This window comes from Flavobacterium microcysteis (assembly GCF_006385255.1).
GTDB lineage: Bacteria > Bacteroidota > Bacteroidia > Flavobacteriales > Flavobacteriaceae > Flavobacterium > Flavobacterium microcysteis.
In genome coordinates, this window is the sequence record NZ_VFJE01000055.1 from 222,521 (window position 1) to 245,841 (window position 23,321).

Genomic DNA, 23,321 nt, shown 5'->3' on the forward strand with positions numbered 1-23,321 from the left:
TTATTCTTTAATGTTAAACTCAAAACCCAAGCCTCTTACGCTTGGAATAGAAATGGCAGGATCTTCGCTGAAATACTTTCGTAATCGGCTGATAAAGACATCCATACTTCTGCCAGAAAAGAAATCGTCGTTGCCCCAGATTTCTTTCAGGATATCTTCTCTTTTTACAAGCTTGCTTTTATTGGCATATAAAAACTGAATCAGGTGTGCCTCCTTTTCCGTAATTCGGTGTGTAACTTTTTCATGTGTCAATAGATAGTTTTCGCTATCAAAAAGATATTGTCCAATTTTGAATTTTTTATCTGCTATGTGCTGTGGCGCCGTTTTCTGCACACGCTTCAATATATTCGTGATTCGCAATATCAATTCTTCTACTTCAAAAGGCTTGACGATATAATCATCGGCCCCAAGTCTTAACCCTTTTATCTTGTCTTCTTTCATGGATTTGGCCGTTAGGAAAATAAAAGGCGTTTCCGGATAGGTATCAACAACCTTTTCAGCCAGCGTAAAGCCGTCCATTTGTGGCATCATTACATCAAAGACACAGATATCCGGTTGGGTGTCAGGAAATAGCTTAAGAGCTTCTTTGCCGTCTTTGGCCCAGGTGACATTGAATCCAGAAAATTCCAGATACTGCTTCAGGATGGAAGCATAGTCGAAATCATCTTCTGCTAATAGGATGTGCTTTTTCATATGGGTAGGGTGATTAAAAATAGGGCTCCTTTGTCTTCTTCGCTTTCTACTTTGATTGTGCCTTTATAGGATTCTATGAGTTGCTTGACATAAAATAGTCCAAGTCCAAGTCCTTTGGTATCGTGTATATTTCCTTTTTCAATCCTGTAAAATTTATCAAAAATGGCAAGTTGTTCTTTAGTGGCGATGCCTTGCCCGTTATCCTGAATGCTCATTATAAAATTATTTTTCTGGGCTTTCATTTCAATATCAATTTCTGTTGCTCCATATTTTACTGCATTTTCCAGCAGGTTTACGATAATAGTATTCAGATGGAATGGGTCGATTTTGGCATGGAGGCCATCTTGTTCCTGATGGCAGTTAATAGCGGTGTTAGGATGTGAAAGCTTGAAATCTTCAATAATATCACGGATTTCACTACAGTTGACTTCCTTGACATTTTCGGTTTGGGCAGTAGGAAGTAACGAAGCATCGGTAACCTGACGAAACAGTTTCTGCAACCTCTCATTTTGTCTTTCGAGCAAAGACAGCGTGTGTCTGTAATGCTCTTCTGTCATGTTGCTTTCTTTGCGTTGCAAGGTTTTGATCGCAATATCCATCGTTGCCAAGGGTGTTTGGAATTCGTGGGTTATGTTGTTTACAAAATCAGTCTTGATGTCGGCAATACGTTTCTGGCTGATAAGGTTTTTAAGCGATAAATAATAAAGATAAACCACAAACGCCATAAGCAGAATGGAAAAGATTAGCAATCCCGCCATTTGACTAATTACTGTCATCTGCCAATTGGCAACGCTATAATAGGTTTCACTTTTGATAAGGAACTTAAAATCTTTTTTTAACGGGGCAACCAGGCTGTCTTTAACGCTTAATTCTAAATCGCTTTCCCATCGGCCAGTAGAAGCTGATATTTCTTCTTTATTTCGGGTGTGATTTCCGCTTACAAACAGTTTGCCTTTATAAAAGGTTTTCATCTTTTGGTTTTCAAGAATCGTAGCAGAATTGATATAGACCGAATAACCGATATCATAATCGCCAGGCTTTTTCACTTTTGTCATATAATCTGACATGAGGTTGCTCAACGAATCTGACTTTTTGGTCATAAAAGCTACAAATTCTTCTTTTTTGACTCTTTTATAGGCATAGTCCTTAATAAATTGGCCACAAAGTCGCATCCAGGCATTGTTAAGACTATACCACTCATCAGTATCTTCCAATTCAAAAAGCTGCTTCTTGATCTTGGCGCTGACTTCTTTTTCAGTCAGTTTATAAGTGTTGTATATAAAATAGCCCTGTATAGTTGCCAATGCGGCTACGGTAAAAATACAGGAAGCTATTAATAACATTATTTTTCGTTTCATGACAAATGCTGGTTTGTTGGGACAAAGCTAGGAGTTTATTGGTTTTGCCGTACTAAAAAACAAACCGTTAACCCTTCTTTAACCAAATCTGTAGCGGCGCAATGATACGCTCGCACAGTAGATACGGGCTGGGACATAACTGAAGCTTCTTTTGTTAAATGCTACTCAGAAGGCTGTTTTGCGTTTAACCCTTCATTAACCCTTCGTTAACCCATTTCCAGAAAGCGTTTGCTGAGATTTGCACCATCAATCATCGAGTTTCAATCATCATCAATCAATCATCATTATGAATCCATGTGATTCATCAATCATCAATCAAATCATGAAACAGTTAGTTATTTTTTTGCTGTTGTTCCCTTTGTGGAGCAGCGCACAGCACAGCCTCTCCGGTTCCGTAATAGAAACCGGAGGCAAGGCAGTGCCTTTCGCCGATGTGGCTTTATTAAAAGCACAAGATTCTACAGCATACAGAGCAGTGCTTGCCGATGAGGAAGGCCGTTTTGTAATAAGTACAGTGGAGAATGGACAATATATTTTAAAAGCAAGCGCCATAGGAATGTCGGGAGCATATAGAAATATCAACATAACAAGTGATCAGCAGCTAGAACCTCTTGTGCTATCACAGGCGGCAGAAATGTTAGAAGGTGTTGAAATCGTTGCAAAGCGTCCTATTGTAAAAAGGTTGGTAGACCGTATGGAATTTAATGTAGAAAATTCTTCTTTATCTTCTAACAACGCCTGGGAAATTTTATCTAAAACACCAGGTGTGACAACTACGGGTGCAGGTAGTATTTCGATACGTGGAAGCCAGAGTATTCTGGTAACAATCAATGATAAGAAAGTATACATGAGCGGCGATGAGCTGAAGCAGTATCTGGAAAATACCAGTGGCGAAGATGTAAAATCGGTTGAGGTTATTACCAATCCGCCTGCTAAATACGATGCTCAAGGATCAGCCGTTGTCAACATCAAACTTAAAAAAGTTCTGTCGCAAGGTTATAAAGGCTCTGTAAACACGGCTTATGTACAATCGATATATCCTAAAGCAGTGACATCGACCGGACATTTTTACAAAGGCAAAAAGCTATCTTTAATGGGGCGGTATACTTTTGGAATGGGAGAATATGTAAATGAAAGCAAGGATTTGACGCGTTATTACGACGAAAACGGAGGGACAGCTTCAGAATGGAAGAGTTATTTGCGTCGCAAAAGCAAATCGCTGGAACAGCATTCGTACCGATTACAGGCAACCTACGAATTGGATTCGCTCAATACGTTTACAATAGGAAGCACGGGATTTCAAGCGCCACAACAGTTTGGAAAGTACAGTTCGCCAACGGCTATTTATGGAGGAGACGGATTGCTGGACTCGCTTTATGTAACGACCAATAATAGGAAGAATCCTGCCAGAAATGCAGCATATAATTTCTTATACGAACGTGTATTGTCTGAAAAAGCAAAACTGGCGGTCAACGCCGATTATACAAACTATCTTTCCAAAGATAATCAGGATATCAACACAGCGTTTTCTTTACCCGATGGAACGCCTTATCGAGATACTCGTTTTGTGAATAACAGCCGACAAGCAATTAAGCTATTTTCGACACAGGCGGATTATAGTAACGAAAGAAACGGTACGCTTGAAGCAGGATTAAAATACAGTAATGTGTCGGCAGATAGTAAACTTGACTTTCGTGATGATATTGGCGGAGTTCTGATACCTAACTTAAGGCGTACAAGTAAGTTTTTATATGACGAATCTATTTTTGCAGGTTATTTGAGTTATAGCAAAGAATTTGGCAAATGGAGTCTTAAGGCGGGATTACGAGGGGAATATACCTCGCTTGAAGGAAATTCGGTTACGACTTCAGAAGTCAACGGTCAGGACTATTTCAAGCTGTTTCCGACTTTTTATTCGATGTACAAACCTAATGAGAATCATGAAATCGGATTTTCTTATGGAAAAAGAATCAGCAGACCTCGTTATAGTGAACTCAATCCGTTCCGTACATATAACAATAACTATTCGTACGGTATGGGAGACCCGAATCTGTTGCCAACCATTACACACAACCTAAACTTTTTGTATACACTCAAAGGCAAGTATAATTTCGATTTGTTCTACCGACTGGAAAAAGATCCGTCAATGGAAATTGTGTATCAGGATTATGAGGAGAATACGGTGGTTTACCAATTCACTAATATTGATAAGAACTATGCATTTGGATTGGAATTCAATACAAACCTGACATTTTTTGACTGGTGGGATGCAGGATTACAAGGCGCCTTGAGCTATGTAGAAGATCGTTTTCAGGGAGTAGACGGAAAGATGTATAGCAACGGACGACCTACTTATAATTTTAGTGTCAACAACCGTTTTGCCCTAAACAAGAAAAAAGATTTTAACGGCGAGATTAATTTTGACTATAATTCATCTTCAGTACAGGGAACGTTTGTTTTTGATCCTACATCTAACCTAACATTGGCATTACGCAAAAAGGTATTGAAAGGCAATGGGGAGGTATATGGTATTTTCTCAGATGTTTACCGTGGAGAGAGATTGAAGATGAGTACAGACTACGGTAACCAGTATAATAAGTCACGCTATTATTCCGATTCGCAAAATTTGAGGCTGGGATTCCGTTATAATTTCGGAAACCAAAAGTTGAAAGAAAAAACCAGAGAACAGACTGAGGAGCAGAGAAGGATTTGATGAATTTTGGATTTTAGATTTTGGATTTAAGATATATGAATTAAGATTTATGATTTAAGAGGTGCGATGTGCCTGCATCTCTTAATTGTTTGACACTAACCAATTCGTAATTCAAAAATCCAAAATCAAAAATCCAAAATCTAAAATCGGAAATCCAAAATGAAAAGCTTTTTTGTAAATTACAGCGGTTTTGCAACACTCTTGCGATGCAAAACCGTTGTAATTTTCAATTGCTTCAAAAATGATATTACCCATATTCAACATCGAAAAATTCCGTGCAGGGCAATTAGCCGGTAAAGAAGAGCTTTTGTTTAATGAGCTTCATGGCGAAAGGCATATTGAGGAACCACACAAGCATGACTTTTTTTCGATAGTACTTTTTGAGAAAGGAGAAGGGAAGCATACCATTGATTCTATTGAATACGAAATTGAAAATAGTCAGGTGCATTTGCTTTTCCCGGGACAGCTACATAAATGGGATATCAAATCAGGAACAATAGGTTATCAGTTAATGGCAGAGCGGACATTTTTTGAGCAGTTTGCGCCTTATTTCCGATTTTCGATTACAGAGTATCAGAATCATCCGGTGTTTCGGTTGGCAGATGCTACGTTTAACAGTCTGCTATATGAATTCAAGGCAGTTAAAGAAGAATTACAAAAAACCGATGCCCAGAATCATATCATTTATCTACGAGCGGCTATTATTGCCAGTATAGTTAGCAGTGAAGCCGAACAACTGTTGTCAACACTTAAAGCGTATGAATCGAATCCAAGATTGGCAAAATTCAATACGCTGGTTGACCAATTTTTTAAAGAACAGAAACAGGTAACCTTTTATGCAAATGAGCTGCATGTTTCTGCCAACTACCTAAACACCCTTTGCAGAAAACATTTAAAAACTTCTGCTACACAGCTGATCCAACAGCGCATCAGTACAGAATCTAAAAGATTGCTGAGTAATACGAACCTTTCCATCAAAGAAATAGCCTTTGAATTGGGCTTTGCTGACCATGCTTATTTTTCTAATTTTTTTAAGAGCCAGACAGGAATGACTCCTAGTGCATTTAGAGAAAAGAGATAAATTTTACAAGCAATGGCAGAAATCGTCCTACTTGTTTGAGAACAAGCCACTTTATCTTTGCAGCATCATCTTTTATATAGATTTTAAAAAAGATTGCAATCCATAATTTACCGGTAACTAAGTATAATATTTAATAATGCTATTATGAAAGGTATACTTTTAATGGCAATGATGGCAGTAGCTGCTTCTTGCCCTTCTTTAACTCAAACAACTCAAGTAATGAATCAGAATGTTTTAGAATTAGTGCAGAAAAATGATGTGAATGGTATGGCAAAGGCACTTGAAAATGGAGCCGATGCGAATACAGCCGATAATAATAAAAATTCGTTGCTGTTAATTGCAACACGAAACAGTCAGACAGAAATGGCAAAATTGCTAGTAAAACACGGAGCCGATGTCAACCAGCAGTCGGATAATTTAGACAGTGCTTTTTTATATGCAGGTGCAAGCGGACAAACAGAACTCGTACAGCTGTATTTGAATAACGGAGCACGCTTTGATATTTTTAATAGATATAATGGAACGGCACTTATTCCGGCCTGCGAACGTGGACATGTGGAAACTGTCAGATTATTAGCAAATACTAAAAAATTCCCGATAGACCATGTTAATCGTTTAGGATGGACAGCTTTGATGGAAGCGATTGTGCTAGGAGACGGTAGCAAAAAATACCAGGAAATTGTCCAGATTTTAAAAGATGCAGGATCCCGATTGGATATTCCGGATAGTGATGGCGTAAGTCCTTTACAGCATGCTAAGAATAGAGGTTTTAAAGAGATTGTAAGTTTATTGCAATAAAGCTTATTGTTTCGAAAAGTTATAACCGATTGTAGTATTGCTTTGTAGAAACAGAGGAGCAATAAAATATTACCCCTCTGTTTTTTATCTGACTAAATTTTCGAATTTTATTTTTTTATAATAGTTTTTGAAGTAGTAGAAAGACTGATGATTTTTACAAAATAGGTACCGCTTTCCAGGGCGCTAATATCTACGGAATTCTCGGTTATTTTGTCTGTCAGGTTTTGTATGAACTTTCCAGTGGTATCATATAATTCTACGGCTTTTAAAGAATCCCCTTCTTTAATATCAAAAGTTATTTTATCCTTAACCGGATTTGGATATGTTTTTATTTCATTGTTTACAATGATACGCTGTATTTCTTCAGTAGTCTCATCCTCTGTTTCACCGCTTTTTAAATCTTTCTCTTCTTCTTTCTTTTCTTTTTGTTTTGCAGAAGATATTGGTGGAACAGCTTCTAATATCATTTCTCTAATCTCTTTTGTTGAATTTCGTGCTGAAATTGAAATATAATAGACTTTACTTGGATCAAAATAATCTGCCGGTACCTGATTGGCAGCCGCATTTGAGAAAGGATAAGGAATAGTAACACTTAAGGTTGAGAAGTTATCTCCATTAGGAATTTCAATATTGGTCCAATACAATGGAAGTGGCATTTCTACCGTACTTGTCTTGATGCTGAAATAAAGATCATTATTATTGGTGTCAAGCGGATCTTGGGCTGTTTTTCGGTAATTACGCACTTTAATTTTAAAATTAAGATTTTTCGGTATGCTTCCAAAAGAATTACTATCCGGTTTTTGGTCGATTTTTACAAAAATGGCTTGGTCTTTCTCCAACATAAGCCCTCGGGAATTAAATCGTTGCATTTCATACTGGCCATGAAAGATATTGTGAGAAAAGTTTTTTGGCGAAATTATAAGATCGCCATTGGAAGCATCTGTAAAATATCTTGAAGACGAAAAGTTTTCCCATCCTATAAAAGAATCGCTTTGTATGTTAATGATCTTATCCCATTGGTTGAGATTATCCATCTTAAAAAGAATATGTGATATAGGGTTACTTGTTTCTGTAGTGCAGAATGTGGAACCTAATGTATATAACGATATATTAGGAGATTCAACCAGATTCAGGCTTTTAAATTTTTCATCTATAAAATAGATATAGTTGGTGCAGGTATTGTTTTCAACATCGCATCGATTTCCGGTGATATCTATGATTTTTGTGAACTCACCTGTAATGTAATCTTTGCTAGGTGATAAGCTACGTTTGGAACAGTCGATATAAGCATAAACTCTACTATTTGGGAATTGGGGATTTTGTGCAGAAGGTTGGTTTTCGAGATAGTTGTCCCGGATAATAATATGCCTCGATGTTGATTTTATAAAAGCACCTTTATTTTGGTCGCCTTTGTAGGCCAATAAATCATTATGTATGATAGTATTTTGTGAACCGAAAGTACCAAAAGCCAAATCACAAATGGCGTAGTTATAAAAGTTCATTATTCTATTATCATGGATTGTATTTATATCCGAGCCTTGAAATTTAATTCCGGTACCAAAGCCAATAATGTAATTATTGGAGATTTTAGAATCAAATACTTTTTTAAATGAGATAGCAGTATTGTTATTTTTGGTGTTTTCACTACTATAATGAAAACGACAATTGTTAATTTTTACGTTCTGGATAGCAAAACCTTCATTCAAATCACCTAAATCTCCATTTGATTCGATTGAGATTCCATTGTAACAGAAAAAGCTCAAATTTTCAAATGTAAGTCCACCAATGTATCCGTTATAAGGTACATTTTTGCACACAAATAGGAAACCATTATTTTGAGGTCCATTGGCAATAATTGTGGAACCGCGTCCAATGCCTTTTAATATATAGCCTGCCTGATTGTTTCTACTAAGATCGATCTTAATAGAATCAGATACTATGTAAGGATCTTCATTATTGTTGGAAAAGAAAACTATTGAATAAAAATCAAGGGCATTTTGAATGGCTTTTGTCCATGAGGTAGTAGTTGAGTGGTGCCACCATTCAGGGTAAGCTTGATCTATTTTTGGTTGTCCATCTGTTTTTCCGCTACCTGATATATCAAAAATTTGAAATATGCCAGCATCTATAGGGCAGTTTAATGTTAGGGTAACTCCATCAGGAATTGTTACTTTAAATCCATTTTGGAATTTTAAAGCAATCTTATCCGTTATCATAAGATTTGATGCTATACCGATATTAGCATTCATTATCAAAGTTGATGGTGTAGGTTGCAAGTTTAAATGATTAACAACCTGATTCAGATTTGTAAAATTATGGGGTGAAATCAAGAAATTACTCAGATAGTAAGTGCCATTTTGAGCAGATAAATTAAAAAAACAGAGGAAGAAGAATAAGAGGTAAATTTTTTTCATAAAATGTTAATTAAGGGTTCTTGTTTATAAATAAAACGAAAGACAGGTCTCGTTAGCATAAAGATATGTAAATACGATTAATCAGATAAACCGTACTTTTTTCAATTTGCTTAATAGAAAAAATACGATGATCTCAATAAAAATCTTTTATCTTAGTAAAAACATTTTGTTATGAAAAAAATACTCCTTTTAATTGCGGTTGTCTTTTTTAGTTCTTGTTTGAAAAAAGAACAAAAAGAAATTTTTTCAACTATTGTCATCAATCTGAGCCATTCTCAATACCCTAAACAGATTACTATTGACAGTCAAAAAAGCCAAATTGAATATAAAAATCTGAATGAGGTTTTGGCTGCATCGGCTGATGCTAACAAAGGCTTGTCAGATAGTAAAATTGTATCTCTTGATGAGGCTTCGCTAAAAGAAATCCTAAATCTTTTTGAAGCAATTGATACAACTTCACAAAAGCGAAATAAGTCTGAAAAAGGAATGTATTCTTCTATAGAAGCACATGCAAAAGATGGAAAAATCCTAAACATAGACCAATTGAATGACAGGCATGCTGATGAGGTTGTTTTTATGGAAGCTGTTTTAAAGAGTATTGCCGTTGCTTCAAAAGATACGGAAGTGCAAAAAGAAACTAAGATATTGGTTCGGGCATTGTAGCAATTTGAATGCTTTATAATGTTAAATTTTACTTTAATACGAAAATAATTTACCGTAACACGGTAAATTATTCTATTTTTGCGGTAATAAATACTATCGCAAATGAAACTTATCGGAAAAAATTCGCTTTCAAGACTATTAGGACACGGCTGCTTTATTGCTTTTGTCCTACAGTTGCTAACTTTAGGTTATGTAGCCTTTATCTACTATTCGGGAACGGAGCATAGGCAGCAATTTGAAATACCACTTACGGGTAGTACATTGGTAGCAATTACCACATTTTCTAATATGGGCACAGGACTATTGTATCTTGGCTACTATCTTGTTTTTACTTTTTTCTTATGCAAGATTTTCCATGGTATGAGTTCTGAAGTTACCTTTAACCTTGATGTGATTACTTGGCTCAAGCGTTTTGCTTTGCTTAATGTGTTGGCGGTACCTTTTTTGTTACTGTTAGGCTATTTGCAATTTCAGGAAGACGCTTACCTGAGAAACGATACTTATCTTTTGTTACACCTTGTATTAGGCATCGTAATCTATTTTATGTTGGCTTTTTTCAAAGAAGGATATGTACTGCAGACCCAAACCGAACTAACTATATAGTATGTCCATCATCATTAACATCGATATTATGTTGGCCAAGCGAAAGATGCAATCACAGGAACTTGCTGAAAAGATTGGTATTACGCAGGGCAACCTTTCCATACTAAAAACGGGTAAGGCCAAAGCATTAAAACTCTCTACTCTGGAAGCGCTCTGCAAGGCACTTGACTGCCAACCTGGCGACCTGTTGGAATATCGCGAAGATTAAATTCGGATACATTATTAGCCAGATTACCTGAACTCAAAAAGCTCGGGCGGGATTTCTAATGCCAAAATATAACAACAAAATCATCATCATGAAACAATCAAAATTCAATAAACGAGCAAAAAAAATCATTAAATGGACGGCCATTATAGTAGTGACTTATTGGTTAGGAACAACACTTTACTTTGGCTATTCGGATATTGACGAGAGGAAAGGTACTTATGTATATTATTGGTCAGGATTAAATGCGCTTTGGAGGGACGACAAGGAATTTGGTTTTAAGCATAATGAAATTTTCGAGACGAAGCTAGACGGAGCAGACGGGCCTTATATTTTTGGCGATACAATTTTTAGAGTTGATGGTGACAATAGCCTTTATGTAGAACCTCTCGATAGCTCACGGATTGTGACCGTTGAGGCTGACAACGCTGATAAGGATGTTTTTCAGGTAAAGCTCCGAAAAGAATATGCCCAGGAAGCAGATCAATTTCAGCTTTCAAAAAAAATGATTGCTATTTCTGATATCGAAGGCAATTTTGACGGCTTTTACAGTTTTTTGATTGCTAATGGTGTAATGGATATGCAGTATCATTGGACATATGGTGCCGGGCATTTGGTACTGAATGGTGATTTTGTTGACCGAGGCAAAAATACCACACAGGTACTTTGGCTTATTTACAAGCTGGAACAAGAGGCTGAAAAGGCAGGAGGCAAAGTACATTATATCTTAGGGAATCATGAAATCATGAATCTTTATGGTGATGTATCCTATTGCGATTTCAAATATATGGAAGCAGCTAAACGTATCGGCAATACTACCCGGTGGGATAAAGGATTGCGAAGGCTTTTTGCTGCTGAATCAGAATTAGGAAGATGGTTGAGGAGCAAAAATATTGCAGAAAAAATTGGTCTCTATCTTTTTGTGCATGCTGGTCTAAATACTAGGCATGTCGATGAGAAATTATCGTTCAAGGAAATGAATGCAATTGCCCGAAAATATTATGGTATCTATCCCGACCAAAAGTTAGAAGACAAGCGTCATGCATTAGTGTTGAGTTCTTATTTTAGCCCTTATTGGGACAGAAGTTTATCAATGAATTTTTTATACCGTGCCGTTTATTTCTTTAATGACCCCTCCAATGCGCCTACACACAAGCCATCGCAGGAAGAATTAGAAAAAGTACTACATTATTATGGAGGCGAAAAGCTTGTGATAGGGCATTCTGTTGTTGATGCCATTACTGTGGATTATAAAGGAAAAGTATTCAAGATTGATGTTAAGCATGGACAGGAAAAAGACAGTGGCAAAACAGTAGGATTATTGATTGAAAACGGAAAAGAATATGCGGTTGACGATAAGGGCAGAAGGTCTAAATTATAGTTTTAGCAGTCTTTAAATGGACAGAAATTTTAAAGAAATACTCGTACCTTAGCAAAAAACAATCGGCTATGAAAAACTATATTTTGCTCTGTTTTGTCGTTGTGTTCTTTGCTTCATGCAAGACAGGGAAATTGTCAACCAAAGACACACTGTCTCAATCAGAAACTGTTATTATAGGAGAAATCAAAATTATGAATGATGATAAAGATGTAACCAAAAATGCCAAAATCTATTTTGATGAAAACATAAAAGGTACTCTGTCGTATAAGCTTTTAGAAGACGGGCTCATCATAATGAAACTCCCGCAAGGCAATCACTTTATCAAATACATCTATACGCCTTATGGTTCTGTCAACCTACCAATAGGTTATGCGAATCTTTCGGTTCCTGATGCAGGTAAGTCATATTATATTGGTACCATAGTAATTGATGCTGAAAAAAAGCTTCGAAAAAAGTCAAGAGGTATTATTTATGATACGGATCCGAAAGGATTAAAAGAAGAAAAAGTACAGATTACAATATCGGATACTCCGGAGAAAGCTTTAAAAACGTATCATGATATGTTTGGAGCTGATAAAAAGGTTGAAAACGCTCTTATGACGGTATCACCTTAAAAACAATCGTAACAACTTAATTTAAAATAACAAAATGGGATTATTTTCGGCATTATTAGGCAACGCAGGAGCAGTAAGCCAGGACGAACTTCAAAAAAAATACGGACAGCTTCTTACTGATGGAGAATCGATAGAACTAGGATTTAAACTGCTTCGTGACACCTTTATCTTTACTAACAAAAGACTTATTTTAATCGATATACAAGGACTTACGGGAAGTAAGACAGAGTATAAGTCCATAGCCTATAAAGCAATCAGTCGCTTTAGTGTAGAAACGGCAGGAACGTTTGAATTAGATGCCGAATTGAGGATTTGGGTATCGAGTGAAATCAATCCGAGTATTAAAAAACAGTTTAATAAATCGGTTAACGTTTATGAGGTGCAAAAAGTATTGGCACATCATGTGTTAAAATAGGGAAAAAATAATTATTATTTTAATAAAAATTATGACCCGAAGCATTGCTTCGGGTTTTTTTATTTGCTAATTTGTAACACAAATAGAGAAAATAGCGGATCTTACGGGAATCCGTAAGGCAATTGTTTTTTCGGAGCCTATTTTTGGCAATATGTAACAAAAACGACATAGATTGTACAAAATGTAAACCATGAAAAAATATTATCTGAACAGGGGGGATGAGAATCTGGGGCCCTTTAGCCTTGAGGATTTGAGAGAGCATAGGATAGCACCAGAAACAATGGTATGGTTTATCGGGCTTGAAGGTTGGACGCCGGCAAGAAATGTCAGAGAATTACATCCTCTCTTTGAGAGTATTCCAGGGCATGAACTGACGAGTAGCCAAGGCGTGGAAAAATATTATATTTCTAAAATGGAAAATGATGAATCCTTTTTCCTAAAGCATATTGATAAGTTTTTGTTTCTCTTCCTTTTTGCCCTTGCCGTGGGTATAATCATGTTTTTATTGGGACTTAATCTATAAAAATGACATTTTTTTAAGTGCATTTATAGAATTAAATTCTCGTGATGTGAATATTTTTTCAAAAAAAGACTTGCTTTACGGCTAGCCGTAAGGATATAATCAGTAACGCATATATATTTGAAGTTAAGTATATTTTGATTAACAGTTGGGACAAGCGGATCTAGCCATAATAGTGATGCAATCCGGACTAAACCGCCTTCGGGCGGTTTTTTGTTTTCCCATAGACTTGTCTCCGAAAAAGAAATCGAAGGAAGAAATAGGATGCCATAAGCTAAAATCGGGATATTTAACGGTCACATTTTGTGAATGTTATGAATTTTAAGTGCTTTTTTTTGAAAAAAAACACGCTTTTACGGAAACCCGTAAGGAAATCGGTTTTTGTTGGTCTACATTTGATTTGCTTGTTTATCTCAGGTTATTATTTGAATTCACTGTTTTTATGAAAAAATACTACATAAATAGTGGGGAACAAAATCTGGGTTCTTTTGACTTCAATGATTTGAAATCAAGAGGAAATGGAAGAGATATGCAAGATTGGTTCTTTGATTCGAATCGCAGGTCTAAAATCAGAAACATATCAGAATTAAAAGAGCTGTTTCGAACAAACTGGGAGAAAAGGAAAGAAGGGTTCCGTAAATCTATAGATGACGAAACGGCTTCTTTTTTTAAAGATCGCTTGCTATTGTTTGTTGCCTTGGGATTGATTCTGGGATTTGGTATTTTGTTTTATAGTTTTTATATCACAAGTAGTATCTCAAAAGATGAACAACGCAGTCATAATGAATTACAGTTATCCAAAGAGTCGTTCTGGAAAGAGCGTTCGTCTGATAAAACAGAAAAGTCTGCAAATACAAGCCTTGAAGAAGAAGAAGGCGTGCTAACCACAGATGAGAATGGAATAGCGGCCAAAAGAATGGCACAGATTGAAATTGAGTTGGATATGGCAAAAGAGAATCTTGAAGCAGCAAAACAAGAACTTGTTGGTGCCAAATCATTCCAGTTTTTAAGGATGACCGAAGACAAGAAAGAAGAGATTGAAGAAGCAAATAAAAAAATACAGGTCTGGAAGGAAGAAATCCGAGCTCTAGAAGTGGAGATGGAAAATCTAGTAAAAATTGCGAGCCTGACAGACATAATAGAATGAATTTCTAAAATTTTTCCACTATATACTACAAATTTTTTCCCAACCCTTTAACCGCTCCCCTGCACAGGAGCGGTTTCGCTTTTTTAGCCAATACCACGGTAAAAAGTATCGACTTATACTTAAAATAAATGCCTATTCCGAAGTATAATAACTTATAAATAATTATTTTTGCACGCAGGTTTGAAAAGCCTCAATTTCATAAAAGAAAATTAACTATATCATATTATGGTAAAAGATTTATTCGAAAGAATACAGCAAAATAAAGGTCCTTTAGGAAAATGGGCTTCACAGGCAGAAGGATATTATGTATTTCCTAAACTGGAAGGCGATTTAGGACCGAGAATGAAATTTCATGGGAAGGATATTTTGAACTGGAGTCTTAACGATTATTTAGGGCTGGCAAACCATCCGGAAGTACGCAAAGTTGATACTGAAGCTGCTGCAGAATTTGGAGCAGCCTATCCTATGGGTGCGCGTATGATGAGCGGCCACACCAAATATCACGAACAGTTAGAAAATGAATTGGCCACTTTTGTAATGAAAGAAGCCGCATATCTTTTAAATTTTGGCTATCAAGGAATGGTGTCTATCATTGATGCTTTGGTGACCAAAAATGATATTATTGTGTATGATGTAGATTCACATGCTTGTATCATCGATGGCGTTCGCCTTCATATGGGTAAGCGTTTCACCTACAAACACAATGATTTGGAAAGTATGGAGAAAAACCTGCAACGTGCTACAAAAATGGCTACAGAAACAGGAGGTGGTATCCTTTTCATCACAGAAGGTGTTTTTGGAATGAGAGGACAGCAAGGAAAACTGAAAGAAATCGTTGCCATGAAGGAAAAATACAATTTCCGTCTTTTGGTTGATGATGCACATGGTTTCGGTACGCTTGGTAAAACAGGTGCTGGTGCAGGTGAAGAACAAGGCTGTCAGGATGGAATCGACGTGTATTTCTCTACGTTTGCGAAATCAATGGCAAATATTGGTGCATTTGTTGCTGCTGATAAAGATATTATTGACTATTTAAAATATAACTTACGTTCTCAAATGTTTGCCAAGGCATTGCCAATGATCCAGACAATCGGTTCGTTGAAGCGTTTGGAATTGTTACGTAATTCGTCTGAAATCAAAGATAAGCTTTGGGAAAACGTGAATGCGCTTCAAAATGGCTTGAAAGAGAGAGGATTTAATATTGGTGATACTAACACTTGCATTACTCCGGTATATTTGGAAGGAAGTATTCCAGAAGCGATGGTAATGGTAAACGACCTTAGAGAGAACTACGGTATCTTCTTATCGATCGTAGTATATCCGGTAATCCCTAAAGGTATTATTTTGTTAAGAATGATTCCTACAGCTTCACACACTTTGGACGATATTGCAGAGACATTAGCTGCATTTGAAGCAATACGTGAAAAACTGGTTAACGGTACTTACAAAGAAATCGCTGCCAAGACTACGGTCGATGTAAGCGACGAAAGATAATTTAAAAAAGCCATTCTGAAAAGAATGGCTTTTTTATTTCAGATTTTTGATTTCAGTACTAATCTTTAGGCTTTTGATTTAAGTTTTTTGATTTGAGATTTAAGACTTTAGACTTTCAAACCTTAGCACCTTAGCACCTTAGTACCTTAGCACCTCAGTGCCTCAGAACCTTAGTTTTCAATTCTCACCTAAAAACTTTATCTTTAATACAACTAATCAAAAAAAAGCAACACACATGAAAATCAAATTTTTAGTTTTGGGTTTAGTCATTAGCTTGGCAGCCTGCAATAAGAAAGAAGATACAAAGGTAGTCACGGAACCAGAAATGGAACAGCCGGAAATAACAGCACCAGCCAAAGAGTGCTATGAATACACCAACGGAAAAGACACGATACAGCTTTCTATGGCTATTACCAATGGTAATAATGTGGCAGGAGATTTGAAATATGCCTGGTTTGAAAAAGACAGCAATACAGGTATGTTTTCAGGAATGTTTAAAGGAGATACGCTATATGCCGACTATACATTCCAATCGGAAGGTGTGACTTCAATTAGAGAAATCGTTTTGCTACGCAAAGACGATACTCTGTTGCAAGGATATGGTGACATAACCGAACAAGGAAACAAGCAGGCTTTTAAGGATAAGAAATCGCTAAAGTTTGATGATAAGATGGTGCTGAAAAAAGTAGCTTGTAAGTAATAGACTGTAGCAAATAAAAAAAGTTCCGACATTACTGATACCGGAACTTTTTTATTTGTAGGCTCTTTACTGTTATAGATTCTGTACATACGTACATCTTCTTTTGTGGATAACTGGCCCAAAATGTTTCCAGATATTATGGATTGCAGTATTGTCTACCAATTCAGGAGTCCTGAAACAGGTTTGCACGCCCTTTTCGCTAAAAGTTTTATAATATTCATTAAAAACAATAGCTGTTACGCCTTTGTTTTGATATTCCGGATCAATACCTATCAGATAAAAAATCATATCCTTGCTGTGTTTTCGAGCCTTAAGTAAATGCAGGAATCCAAATGGGAAAAGTTTACCCTTAGCTTTTTGCAACGCTTCCGAAAAAGACGGCATCACAATACTGAAAGCAACTATATTGTCGTCTTTATCGACAACAAATTTGATTAGCTCCGGATTGATAAAACTGATGTATTTTTTCTTGAAATATTCTTTCTGTATATCGGTTATAGCCACAAATGAAGACAGGTTCGCATACGACTTATTAAACAAGTCAAACATCTTGTCTACATAAGGCATAATATCTTTAGTTTTTGTGAAGTTTAGCGGTCTCAGCTGATATCGCTGCTTGATTAGTTCGTTAGCTTTTATAAAATACTCAGGCTTGATATTAGAGAGAGGGAACTTGCTTTCGACATATTCTTTTTCAACGGTCATTCCTAACTTTTCGAAATGCTCTTTATAATACGGAAAGTTATACCAGGTAATCATTGTGCTAATCTCGTCAAAACCTTCAGTGAGTACGCCAACTTTATCCAAATTAGAAAAACCTACCGGCCCTTCGACATATTCAAGCTGGTTTTCCCGGCCAAATTCATGGACTTTTTCCAGCAATGCTTTGGTAACTTCGATATCGTCAATTACATCAAACCATCCAAAACGTACTTTTTTCTTGCCTTGGTCGTTTACCTCATTCCAATTGATGATGGCAGCAATCCTTCCAACAATTGTATTGTCTTTATAAGCAAGATAAAATTTAGCATCGGCACTTGCAAAAGCTGGGTTTTTATCTTTGTCAAAAGTTTCTAGTTCATCGCTTATGATAGGCGGTACCCAATATTGGCTGCCTTTGTATAGTGAAAACGGAAATTTTATATAATCCAAAAGCAGAGCTTTGGTATTGGCTTCTTTAATTGATATCATTGTGGGTTATTCTTTTTCTCCTCCGACTTCGTCGATTCGTTTTTTCTCGTCTTCTTTTTTCTTGTCTTTCTTTTTGTCTTTTTTGTCGCTCTTATCCGGTCCTTGAATCATGATGTCTTTATAGAAGCCATCAAATCTCCAGGAAACACCAACGCCTCCGTAGAAAATAGAAGGAGTATCCTTGATGTTTTTACTGATGGAAGCATCCACCTGTAAGTTTGGCTGAAGAAGATAGGCAGCACCTACACGGCCAATAGCATCAGAATAGAAATCACTTTTATAACCTTGCAATTCTATAAATCCGGACCATTTTTCATTGAAACCTCTAGTCAAAGTAGCGATAATACCATAGCTAGGATAATCGGTTGTTACCTTATCAGCGATAATGTTCATCACATACACATAACGGCTTCCGAAATGGTTTTGTGTAATAACCATCAGCTTAGGACTGATTTTTGGGTCAGTTGGAAAGGTATAGGGATTATTTGAAAAATTAATATTGGCTCCGGCATAAACTCCCACTGCAGGAATAAACTGTCTCCATTTGAATCGGTGATTGGCTTTCCAGCTGTAGATGTTTACTTTTTCTTCGTAATTCTTAAACGGATCATAGATAAGATATTTGGCTCCAAGCGTCAGTTTTTTGACAGCATTCCTGTTTTCAGTTCCCAAAGCAGTTTCGTACTGGTCAGCTTGGTATTGCAGGTTCATGATAAATTCCAATTGTTCCAAAAAAGCTCCGTAACGCAGTGCCAAATCAAGTCCAAAACCTTTAGTTTTATAATTCTGGATGTCATGGTCTTCTGCTAAAGCATAAATTCCGGCTTCAGCCTGGAAAACGGTCTTTCCTACTGAAAATCCCGACATGGATTCTCCGGGACGGTTGGAGTTGATATCGTCGGTAAATTGCGCATAGCTGGCTGAAGAACAGAAGGCGAAGAACAGTAACGAAGCGAATCTTAATTTTGACATAGTCTCTCAGTTTTCATTAGCAATGGTTAGTATAACCCAAAAGTAGTATAATTTATTATTTATTTAAGAAGGATATTTTAAATTTAAACGTTCTATTTGCTAATTTTACGGTTTAAAATTTTAGATTATGCAGTTTGCTTCATTAAACGGAGTCTTGAGAACGTTGTTTATCCTAGTCTGTATTTATTACGGTATCAGACTGCTTGCAAGGATATTTTTTCCTATCATGGTGAGAACCGTAGTGCAAAAAGCGGAACAGAGTTTCCAACAGCAGCAACAAAACTACCAAAGACAAAATAGTCAGGATAGTTTTACTAATGTTGATACAAATGCCAACAGAAGATCTGACCGACCACGTGAAACAAAAAAAGTAGGCGAATACATCGATTACGAAGAAATAGACTAACTTTCTTTGAATATATTTGCGGTAAAGCGTATCTTCACGCCTTTATTTTATTTGTTTTCAATTAACACCGTATGAAAATAATCAGCAAGTATTATCCGCACTTACTGGCCATTTTAGGCTTTGTTTTGGTTTCCCTAATTTATTTTTATCCTGTCCTGCAAGGCAAACAGATTTATCAGTCTGATATTGCGCAATATACAGGAATGGCAAAAGAGCAGAATGATTTCCGTGCCAAGGAAAAAGAAGAGCCGTTTTGGACAAATTCTGCATTTGGTGGAATGCCAACTTACCAATTAGGAGCCAAATATCCTAATGATTTTGTAGGTGACTTGGATGATGTATTACGTTTCCTGCCTAGACCGGCTGATTATCTTTTCTTATATTTCCTCGGATTTTACGGATTATTACTTGCCCTGAGGATTGACCCGCTCAAAGCTTTTTTTGGAGCTTTAGCTTTCGGTTTTTCTACCTATCTGATTATTATTTTGGGTGTCGGGCATAACGCCAAAGCCCATGCTATAGCCTATATGCCGCTGGTGGTTGCCGGTGTGATTCTCGTATTCAGGCGAAAATATGTTGTTGGCGGTTTGCTCACCATGATTGCAGGAGCGTTGGAAATTAATGCGAACCACTTTCAGATGACCTATTATCTATTATTTTTACTGTTAATCATAGGCATCTATTTCCTTTATAAATACATCAGACAGAAAGATTACAAAGGTATTTTATATGCCGTTGGAGTATTTGCTGCAGCAGGAATTTTGGCTGTTGGAGCCAATGCAACCAGCCTGATGGCAACCTCAGAATATACGGATTTCAGTATGCGTGGAAAAAGCGAACTGAGTTTTAATCCGGATGGTTCTAAAAACACTACAACTTCGTCAATGTCTTATGACTATATCACGGAATATAGCTACGGAATTGCAGAAAGTTTAAACTTGTTTGCTCCAAGATTATTTGGAGGTTCTAACTCAGAACATTTGGGAGACAAGTCTAAAGTATATGAATTTATCTCGGCTCAAGGCGCAAATCCTGAGGAAGCCAAAGGTTTTACCGAAGCCTATGCAAAAACATATTGGGGTGCCCAGCCTATTGTTGCGGCACCGGCTTATATTGGAGCTGTTGTCTTCTTTTTGTGTATTCTAGCTTTGTTTAACGATAAGAGAAAAATCAAATATGCATTTTTAGCAGGAGCGATTTTCTCACTATTGCTTTCATGGGGCAAGAACTTCCCGTTAATGACTGACTTTTTCATTAACTACGTACCAATGTATGACAAATTCAGGGCAGTATCTTCAATCCAGGTTATCCTTGAATTGTGTATTCCGGTCTTAGCCATCATGGGATTACAAAGTTTTTTCAAAGCGGATAAGGCTGAACAGTGGAAATCATTAAAACTGTCAGGAGCCGTAAGTTTAGGAATTATTATAGTGCTTTTCTTTGCTAAAAGTATGTTTGATTTTGTTGGACCTTATGATGCCCAAATGCAACAGATGTTTAGTCAGGCACAAGGAAGCCATTCTTTCGGGCTTGATTTTGTTGAAGCATTGCGTGAGGACAGAAGAAGCATGTACAATGGCGACCTGTTGCGTTCCGGAATCTTGATTTTAGTAACAGCAGGACTATTGTGGCTACATATTAAAAATAAGCTTTCCCATACTTTTGCGGTCATATTAGTAGGGTTATTCATGATTGGCGATTTGTTCTTCATTGATAAAAACTATGTTGATAGTTCTGGTTTTGCTAGCGCAAGAGAAATCAACGAGCCTTTCCAACCAACAGCTTCAGATCAGCAGATTTTAAGAGATACGACACAATATCGTGTTTATGAAATCGAAGGAAGATTACAGGCAAGAACTTCCTACTTCCATAAATCACTATCAGGTTATAGCGCTGTTCGTCCAAGAAGGATTGAGCAGTTGTTTGATTACCAAATTGCGAAAAACAACCTGAATGTATTGAACATGCTAAATACCAAATACGTTATCCAGGTTGATGAAAAAGGGAAGGAGTACCCAATCATAAACCCGGATGCTAACGGAAATGCATGGTTCGTAAAAGAAGTGAAATTTGTCGATACGCCAGATGAAGAAATGAAGGCATTAGATAAATTAGATACTAAGAACCAGGCTGTCTTTAACCAGAAGGAGTTTAAAAATACAATCGCTAAAACGTATCAAAAAGACAGTACGGCAACAATTGTTCTAAATAGTTACAAGCCGAACCATTTGAAATATACTTCCAACAATTCTCAAAAAGGATTGGCCGTGTTTTCTGAAATCTACTATCCAAAAGGATGGAAGGCAACAATTGACGGGAAACCAGCTGACCATTTTAGGGTAGATTATACCTTAAGAGCAATGGAAGTACCGGCAGGAAAGCATACAATTGAATTTAAATTTGAGCCACAAGTCGTTAAGACAGGTAGCACAATAGCTTTAATCAGCTCGATTTTTATGCTATTGCTTTTAATTGGCGGTATTTATTGGGAAAATAAAAGGAACAAAAAAGAAGATTCATTAGAGAAGTAAGATTTAAGATTTGAGATTTTTGATTTCTGCCAGAAATCCGCAATCTTAAATCACATATCTAAGATCATAAATCTAAAATCCAAAATCAAAAATCTCCAATCACAAATCCACAATTTTGAAAAAAGTACTCATCATAACTTATTATTGGCCGCCCGCTGGAGGACCTGGAGTGCAGCGTTGGTTAAAGTTTGTAAAGTACCTTCCTGATTTTGATATTCAGCCGATTGTTTATATTCCTGAAAATCCAACCTATCCGATTCTGGATGAAGGATTGGTTTCAGAAGTTTCGGATAAAGCTATTATCCTAAAGAAAAAAATTTTCGAGCCGTATGGGTTTGCCTCTTTTTTCTCCAAGAAAAAGACCAAAAAAATCAGTTCTGGCATCATCCCGAACCAAAAAAAGCAATCCCTGTTGGAAAAACTTTTTTTGTGGATTCGTGGTAATGTTTTTATTCCGGATGCCCGTGTATTTTGGGTTAAACCTTCGGTATTGTATTTAGAAAAGTACATTCGTGAAAATGGTATCGATACGATAATAACTTCCGGTCCACCGCATAGTCTGCACTTGATTGGACTGGCTTTAAAAGAAAGAACCAAAACACATTGGATTGCTGATTTTAGAGATCCATGGACAACCATTGGCTACCATAATAAGTTGAAATTATCCAAATCAGCTTCTAAAAAACATAAGGAACTAGAATCAATCGTCTTAAATGAAGCCGACCAAATTTTAGTAACCAGCCAAACGACCAAGAAAGAATTTGAAGCACTAACATCAAAACCTATTGAAGTTATTACAAATGGTTTTGATATAGAAAAAATAACAAAGCAGCCTTTGGATGAAAAATTTAGCATGGCGCATATCGGTTCTTTTTTATCTGAAAGAAATCCAAGAATCTTATGGAAATGCCTGAAAGAAATCATTAAAGAAAACCCTGATTTCAAAAAGGATTTTGAACTGAAATTGATTGGTGCCGTGAGTCAGGAAGTATTGGATGCGCTTTCAGAGTTCCGATTGAGCTCTTATGTAAACAATTTGGGCTATGTGCCACACAAGACAGCAGTAGAACACCAAAGAAAATCACAAGTATTGCTATTGGTTGAAATCAATTCTGAAGATACAAAAAGCATCATACCGGGAAAACTATTTGAATATATGGCCTCTGAACGCCCAATATTGGCAATAGGCCCGGAAGGCTCAGATTTTGCGTCTATCATTAAAGAAACAAACACAGGTGCCTTTTTCCATTATGATGAATTTGATGCCTTAAAAGACCGTATTTTGAACTATTATGCCGCCTTTAAAGAAAGCAACCTTAAAACACACGCCGTTGGTTTACAACAATACAGCCGAAAAAGCCTAACGGAAAAACTGTCAAAAATAATACGAAAATAGAGAATAGATGATAGTTGATAATGGAT

General features: G+C 36.6%; 21 protein-coding genes. 16 read left to right on the forward strand and 5 right to left on the reverse strand.

Features of this window, described 5'->3' with window-relative positions:
- Both FJA49_RS12285 and FJA49_RS12290 read right to left on the reverse strand, forming a co-directional pair.
- The gene (locus FJA49_RS12285) at positions 1 to 693 is read right to left on the reverse strand and encodes a response regulator transcription factor (protein WP_140001214.1); all 693 of its coding nucleotides are present in this window, start codon (positions 691 to 693) and stop codon (positions 1 to 3) included.
- On the reverse strand, positions 690 to 2,051 hold the full coding sequence (locus FJA49_RS12290; RefSeq protein ID WP_140001215.1) for a sensor histidine kinase: 1,362 nt from the start codon (positions 2,049 to 2,051) through the stop codon (positions 690 to 692). Before FJA49_RS12290 ends, FJA49_RS12285 begins: the two co-directional genes overlap by 4 nt.
- Before the next feature lie 322 nt (positions 2,052 to 2,373).
- Between FJA49_RS12290 and FJA49_RS12295 the strand changes: the two genes are divergently transcribed.
- The 3 genes from FJA49_RS12295 (at position 2,374) to FJA49_RS12305 (ending at position 6,643) form a co-directional block, all read left to right on the forward strand.
- Positions 2,374 to 4,764 carry an outer membrane beta-barrel family protein gene (locus FJA49_RS12295; protein WP_158629486.1) on the forward strand — a complete coding sequence of 797 codons (2,391 nt, stop codon included), beginning with the start codon at positions 2,374 to 2,376 and terminating at the stop codon, positions 4,762 to 4,764.
- Between the two features lie 241 nt (positions 4,765 to 5,005).
- Positions 5,006 to 5,845, forward strand: coding sequence for a helix-turn-helix domain-containing protein (locus FJA49_RS12300; RefSeq protein WP_140001217.1), 840 nt, complete (start codon positions 5,006 to 5,008; stop codon positions 5,843 to 5,845).
- 144 nt (positions 5,846 to 5,989) lie between these two features.
- The gene (locus FJA49_RS12305) at positions 5,990 to 6,643 is read left to right on the forward strand and encodes an ankyrin repeat domain-containing protein (RefSeq protein WP_140001218.1); all 654 of its coding nucleotides are present in this window, start codon (positions 5,990 to 5,992) and stop codon (positions 6,641 to 6,643) included.
- Positions 6,644 to 6,750: 107 nt separating this feature from the next.
- Here FJA49_RS12305 and FJA49_RS12310 read toward each other — a convergent pair whose 3' ends face one another.
- The gene (locus tag FJA49_RS12310) at positions 6,751 to 9,057 is read right to left on the reverse strand and encodes a T9SS type A sorting domain-containing protein (protein ID WP_140001219.1); all 2,307 of its coding nucleotides are present in this window, start codon (positions 9,055 to 9,057) and stop codon (positions 6,751 to 6,753) included.
- Between the two features lie 171 nt (positions 9,058 to 9,228).
- Between FJA49_RS12310 and FJA49_RS12315 the strand changes: the two genes are divergently transcribed.
- From FJA49_RS12315 to FJA49_RS12360, 10 genes are all read left to right on the forward strand, one after another.
- On the forward strand, positions 9,229 to 9,720 hold the full coding sequence (locus tag FJA49_RS12315; protein WP_140001220.1) for a hypothetical protein: 492 nt from the start codon (positions 9,229 to 9,231) through the stop codon (positions 9,718 to 9,720).
- 102 nt (positions 9,721 to 9,822) lie between these two features.
- On the forward strand, positions 9,823 to 10,323 hold the full coding sequence (locus tag FJA49_RS12320; RefSeq protein ID WP_140001221.1) for a hypothetical protein: 501 nt from the start codon (positions 9,823 to 9,825) through the stop codon (positions 10,321 to 10,323).
- 1 nt (position 10,324) lies between these two features.
- The gene (locus FJA49_RS12325; RefSeq protein WP_140001222.1) at positions 10,325 to 10,531 is read left to right on the forward strand and encodes a helix-turn-helix domain-containing protein; all 207 of its coding nucleotides are present in this window, start codon (positions 10,325 to 10,327) and stop codon (positions 10,529 to 10,531) included.
- 88 nt (positions 10,532 to 10,619) lie between these two features.
- Complete coding sequence (locus FJA49_RS12330; protein WP_158629487.1) at positions 10,620 to 11,909, forward strand: metallophosphoesterase; 1,290 nt, start codon at positions 10,620 to 10,622, stop codon at positions 11,907 to 11,909.
- 68 nt (positions 11,910 to 11,977) lie between these two features.
- Entirely contained in the window at positions 11,978 to 12,523 is a 546-nt protein-coding gene (locus FJA49_RS12335; protein WP_140001224.1) for a hypothetical protein, read from the forward strand.
- Positions 12,524 to 12,557: 34 nt separating this feature from the next.
- Positions 12,558 to 12,938: a PH domain-containing protein gene (locus FJA49_RS12340; protein WP_140001225.1), complete on the forward strand. Its 381-nt coding sequence runs from the start codon at positions 12,558 to 12,560 to the stop codon at positions 12,936 to 12,938.
- A 190-nt stretch (positions 12,939 to 13,128) separates the two neighbouring features.
- A complete protein-coding gene (locus FJA49_RS12345; protein WP_140001226.1) occupies positions 13,129 to 13,461 on the forward strand; it encodes a DUF4339 domain-containing protein in 333 nt (110 codons plus the stop codon).
- Between the two features lie 439 nt (positions 13,462 to 13,900).
- The gene (locus FJA49_RS12350) at positions 13,901 to 14,605 is read left to right on the forward strand and encodes a DUF342 domain-containing protein (RefSeq protein WP_140001227.1); all 705 of its coding nucleotides are present in this window, start codon (positions 13,901 to 13,903) and stop codon (positions 14,603 to 14,605) included.
- 225 nt (positions 14,606 to 14,830) lie between these two features.
- The gene (locus tag FJA49_RS12355; protein ID WP_140001228.1) at positions 14,831 to 16,099 is read left to right on the forward strand and encodes an aminotransferase class I/II-fold pyridoxal phosphate-dependent enzyme; all 1,269 of its coding nucleotides are present in this window, start codon (positions 14,831 to 14,833) and stop codon (positions 16,097 to 16,099) included.
- A 235-nt stretch (positions 16,100 to 16,334) separates the two neighbouring features.
- Entirely contained in the window at positions 16,335 to 16,799 is a 465-nt protein-coding gene (locus FJA49_RS12360) for a hypothetical protein (protein WP_140001229.1), read from the forward strand.
- Positions 16,800 to 16,871: 72 nt separating this feature from the next.
- Here the strand turns inward: FJA49_RS12360 and FJA49_RS12365 are convergent, their stop codons facing one another.
- Together FJA49_RS12365 and FJA49_RS12370 are read right to left on the reverse strand one after the other, a co-directional pair.
- Positions 16,872 to 17,990 (reverse strand): GTP cyclohydrolase, encoded by a 1,119-nt coding sequence (locus tag FJA49_RS12365; protein ID WP_140001230.1) that lies wholly within the window; start codon positions 17,988 to 17,990, stop codon positions 16,872 to 16,874.
- Between the two features lie 6 nt (positions 17,991 to 17,996).
- A complete protein-coding gene (locus FJA49_RS12370) occupies positions 17,997 to 18,962 on the reverse strand; it encodes a transporter (RefSeq protein WP_140001231.1) in 966 nt (321 codons plus the stop codon).
- Between the two features lie 127 nt (positions 18,963 to 19,089).
- Between FJA49_RS12370 and FJA49_RS12375 the strand changes: the two genes are divergently transcribed.
- From FJA49_RS12375 to FJA49_RS12385, 3 genes are all read left to right on the forward strand, one after another.
- Positions 19,090 to 19,368 carry a DUF4834 family protein gene (locus FJA49_RS12375; protein WP_140001232.1) on the forward strand — a complete coding sequence of 93 codons (279 nt, stop codon included), beginning with the start codon at positions 19,090 to 19,092 and terminating at the stop codon, positions 19,366 to 19,368.
- Positions 19,369 to 19,439: 71 nt separating this feature from the next.
- Positions 19,440 to 21,899, forward strand: coding sequence for a YfhO family protein (locus FJA49_RS12380; protein WP_140001233.1), 2,460 nt, complete (start codon positions 19,440 to 19,442; stop codon positions 21,897 to 21,899).
- Positions 21,900 to 22,014: 115 nt separating this feature from the next.
- The gene (locus FJA49_RS12385; RefSeq protein WP_140001234.1) at positions 22,015 to 23,295 is read left to right on the forward strand and encodes a glycosyltransferase family 4 protein; all 1,281 of its coding nucleotides are present in this window, start codon (positions 22,015 to 22,017) and stop codon (positions 23,293 to 23,295) included.
- The last annotated feature ends 26 nt before the right edge of the window (positions 23,296 to 23,321 follow it).

Bases quoted from the DNA above. Each gene is read 5' to 3' on its own strand.
- FJA49_RS12295 (WP_158629486.1), top strand. From the start codon at position 2,374: ATGAAACAGTTAGTTATTTTTTTGCTGTTGTTCCCTTTGTGGAGCAGC.
- FJA49_RS12350 (WP_140001227.1), top strand. From the start codon at position 13,901: ATGAAAAAATACTACATAAATAGTGGGGAACAAAATCTGGGTTCTTTT.
- FJA49_RS12305 (WP_140001218.1), top strand. From the start codon at position 5,990: ATGAAAGGTATACTTTTAATGGCAATGATGGCAGTAGCTGCTTCTTGC.
- FJA49_RS12375 (WP_140001232.1), top strand. From the start codon at position 19,090: ATGCAGTTTGCTTCATTAAACGGAGTCTTGAGAACGTTGTTTATCCTA.
- FJA49_RS12355 (WP_140001228.1), top strand. From the start codon at position 14,831: ATGGTAAAAGATTTATTCGAAAGAATACAGCAAAATAAAGGTCCTTTA.
- FJA49_RS12345 (WP_140001226.1), top strand. From the start codon at position 13,129: ATGAAAAAATATTATCTGAACAGGGGGGATGAGAATCTGGGGCCCTTT.
- FJA49_RS12360 (WP_140001229.1), top strand. From the start codon at position 16,335: ATGAAAATCAAATTTTTAGTTTTGGGTTTAGTCATTAGCTTGGCAGCC.
- FJA49_RS12325 (WP_140001222.1), top strand. From the start codon at position 10,325: ATGTCCATCATCATTAACATCGATATTATGTTGGCCAAGCGAAAGATG.
- FJA49_RS12320 (WP_140001221.1), top strand. From the start codon at position 9,823: ATGAAACTTATCGGAAAAAATTCGCTTTCAAGACTATTAGGACACGGC.
- FJA49_RS12380 (WP_140001233.1), top strand. From the start codon at position 19,440: ATGAAAATAATCAGCAAGTATTATCCGCACTTACTGGCCATTTTAGGC.
- FJA49_RS12335 (WP_140001224.1), top strand. From the start codon at position 11,978: ATGAAAAACTATATTTTGCTCTGTTTTGTCGTTGTGTTCTTTGCTTCA.
- FJA49_RS12330 (WP_158629487.1), top strand. From the start codon at position 10,620: ATGAAACAATCAAAATTCAATAAACGAGCAAAAAAAATCATTAAATGG.
- FJA49_RS12285 (WP_140001214.1), bottom strand. From the start codon at position 693: ATGAAAAAGCACATCCTATTAGCAGAAGATGATTTCGACTATGCTTCC.
- FJA49_RS12365 (WP_140001230.1), bottom strand. From the start codon at position 17,990: ATGATATCAATTAAAGAAGCCAATACCAAAGCTCTGCTTTTGGATTAT.
- FJA49_RS12315 (WP_140001220.1), top strand. From the start codon at position 9,229: ATGAAAAAAATACTCCTTTTAATTGCGGTTGTCTTTTTTAGTTCTTGT.
- FJA49_RS12370 (WP_140001231.1), bottom strand. From the start codon at position 18,962: ATGTCAAAATTAAGATTCGCTTCGTTACTGTTCTTCGCCTTCTGTTCT.
- FJA49_RS12300 (WP_140001217.1), top strand. From the start codon at position 5,006: ATGATATTACCCATATTCAACATCGAAAAATTCCGTGCAGGGCAATTA.
- FJA49_RS12290 (WP_140001215.1), bottom strand. From the start codon at position 2,051: ATGAAACGAAAAATAATGTTATTAATAGCTTCCTGTATTTTTACCGTA.
- FJA49_RS12310 (WP_140001219.1), bottom strand. From the start codon at position 9,057: ATGAAAAAAATTTACCTCTTATTCTTCTTCCTCTGTTTTTTTAATTTA.
- FJA49_RS12340 (WP_140001225.1), top strand. From the start codon at position 12,558: ATGGGATTATTTTCGGCATTATTAGGCAACGCAGGAGCAGTAAGCCAG.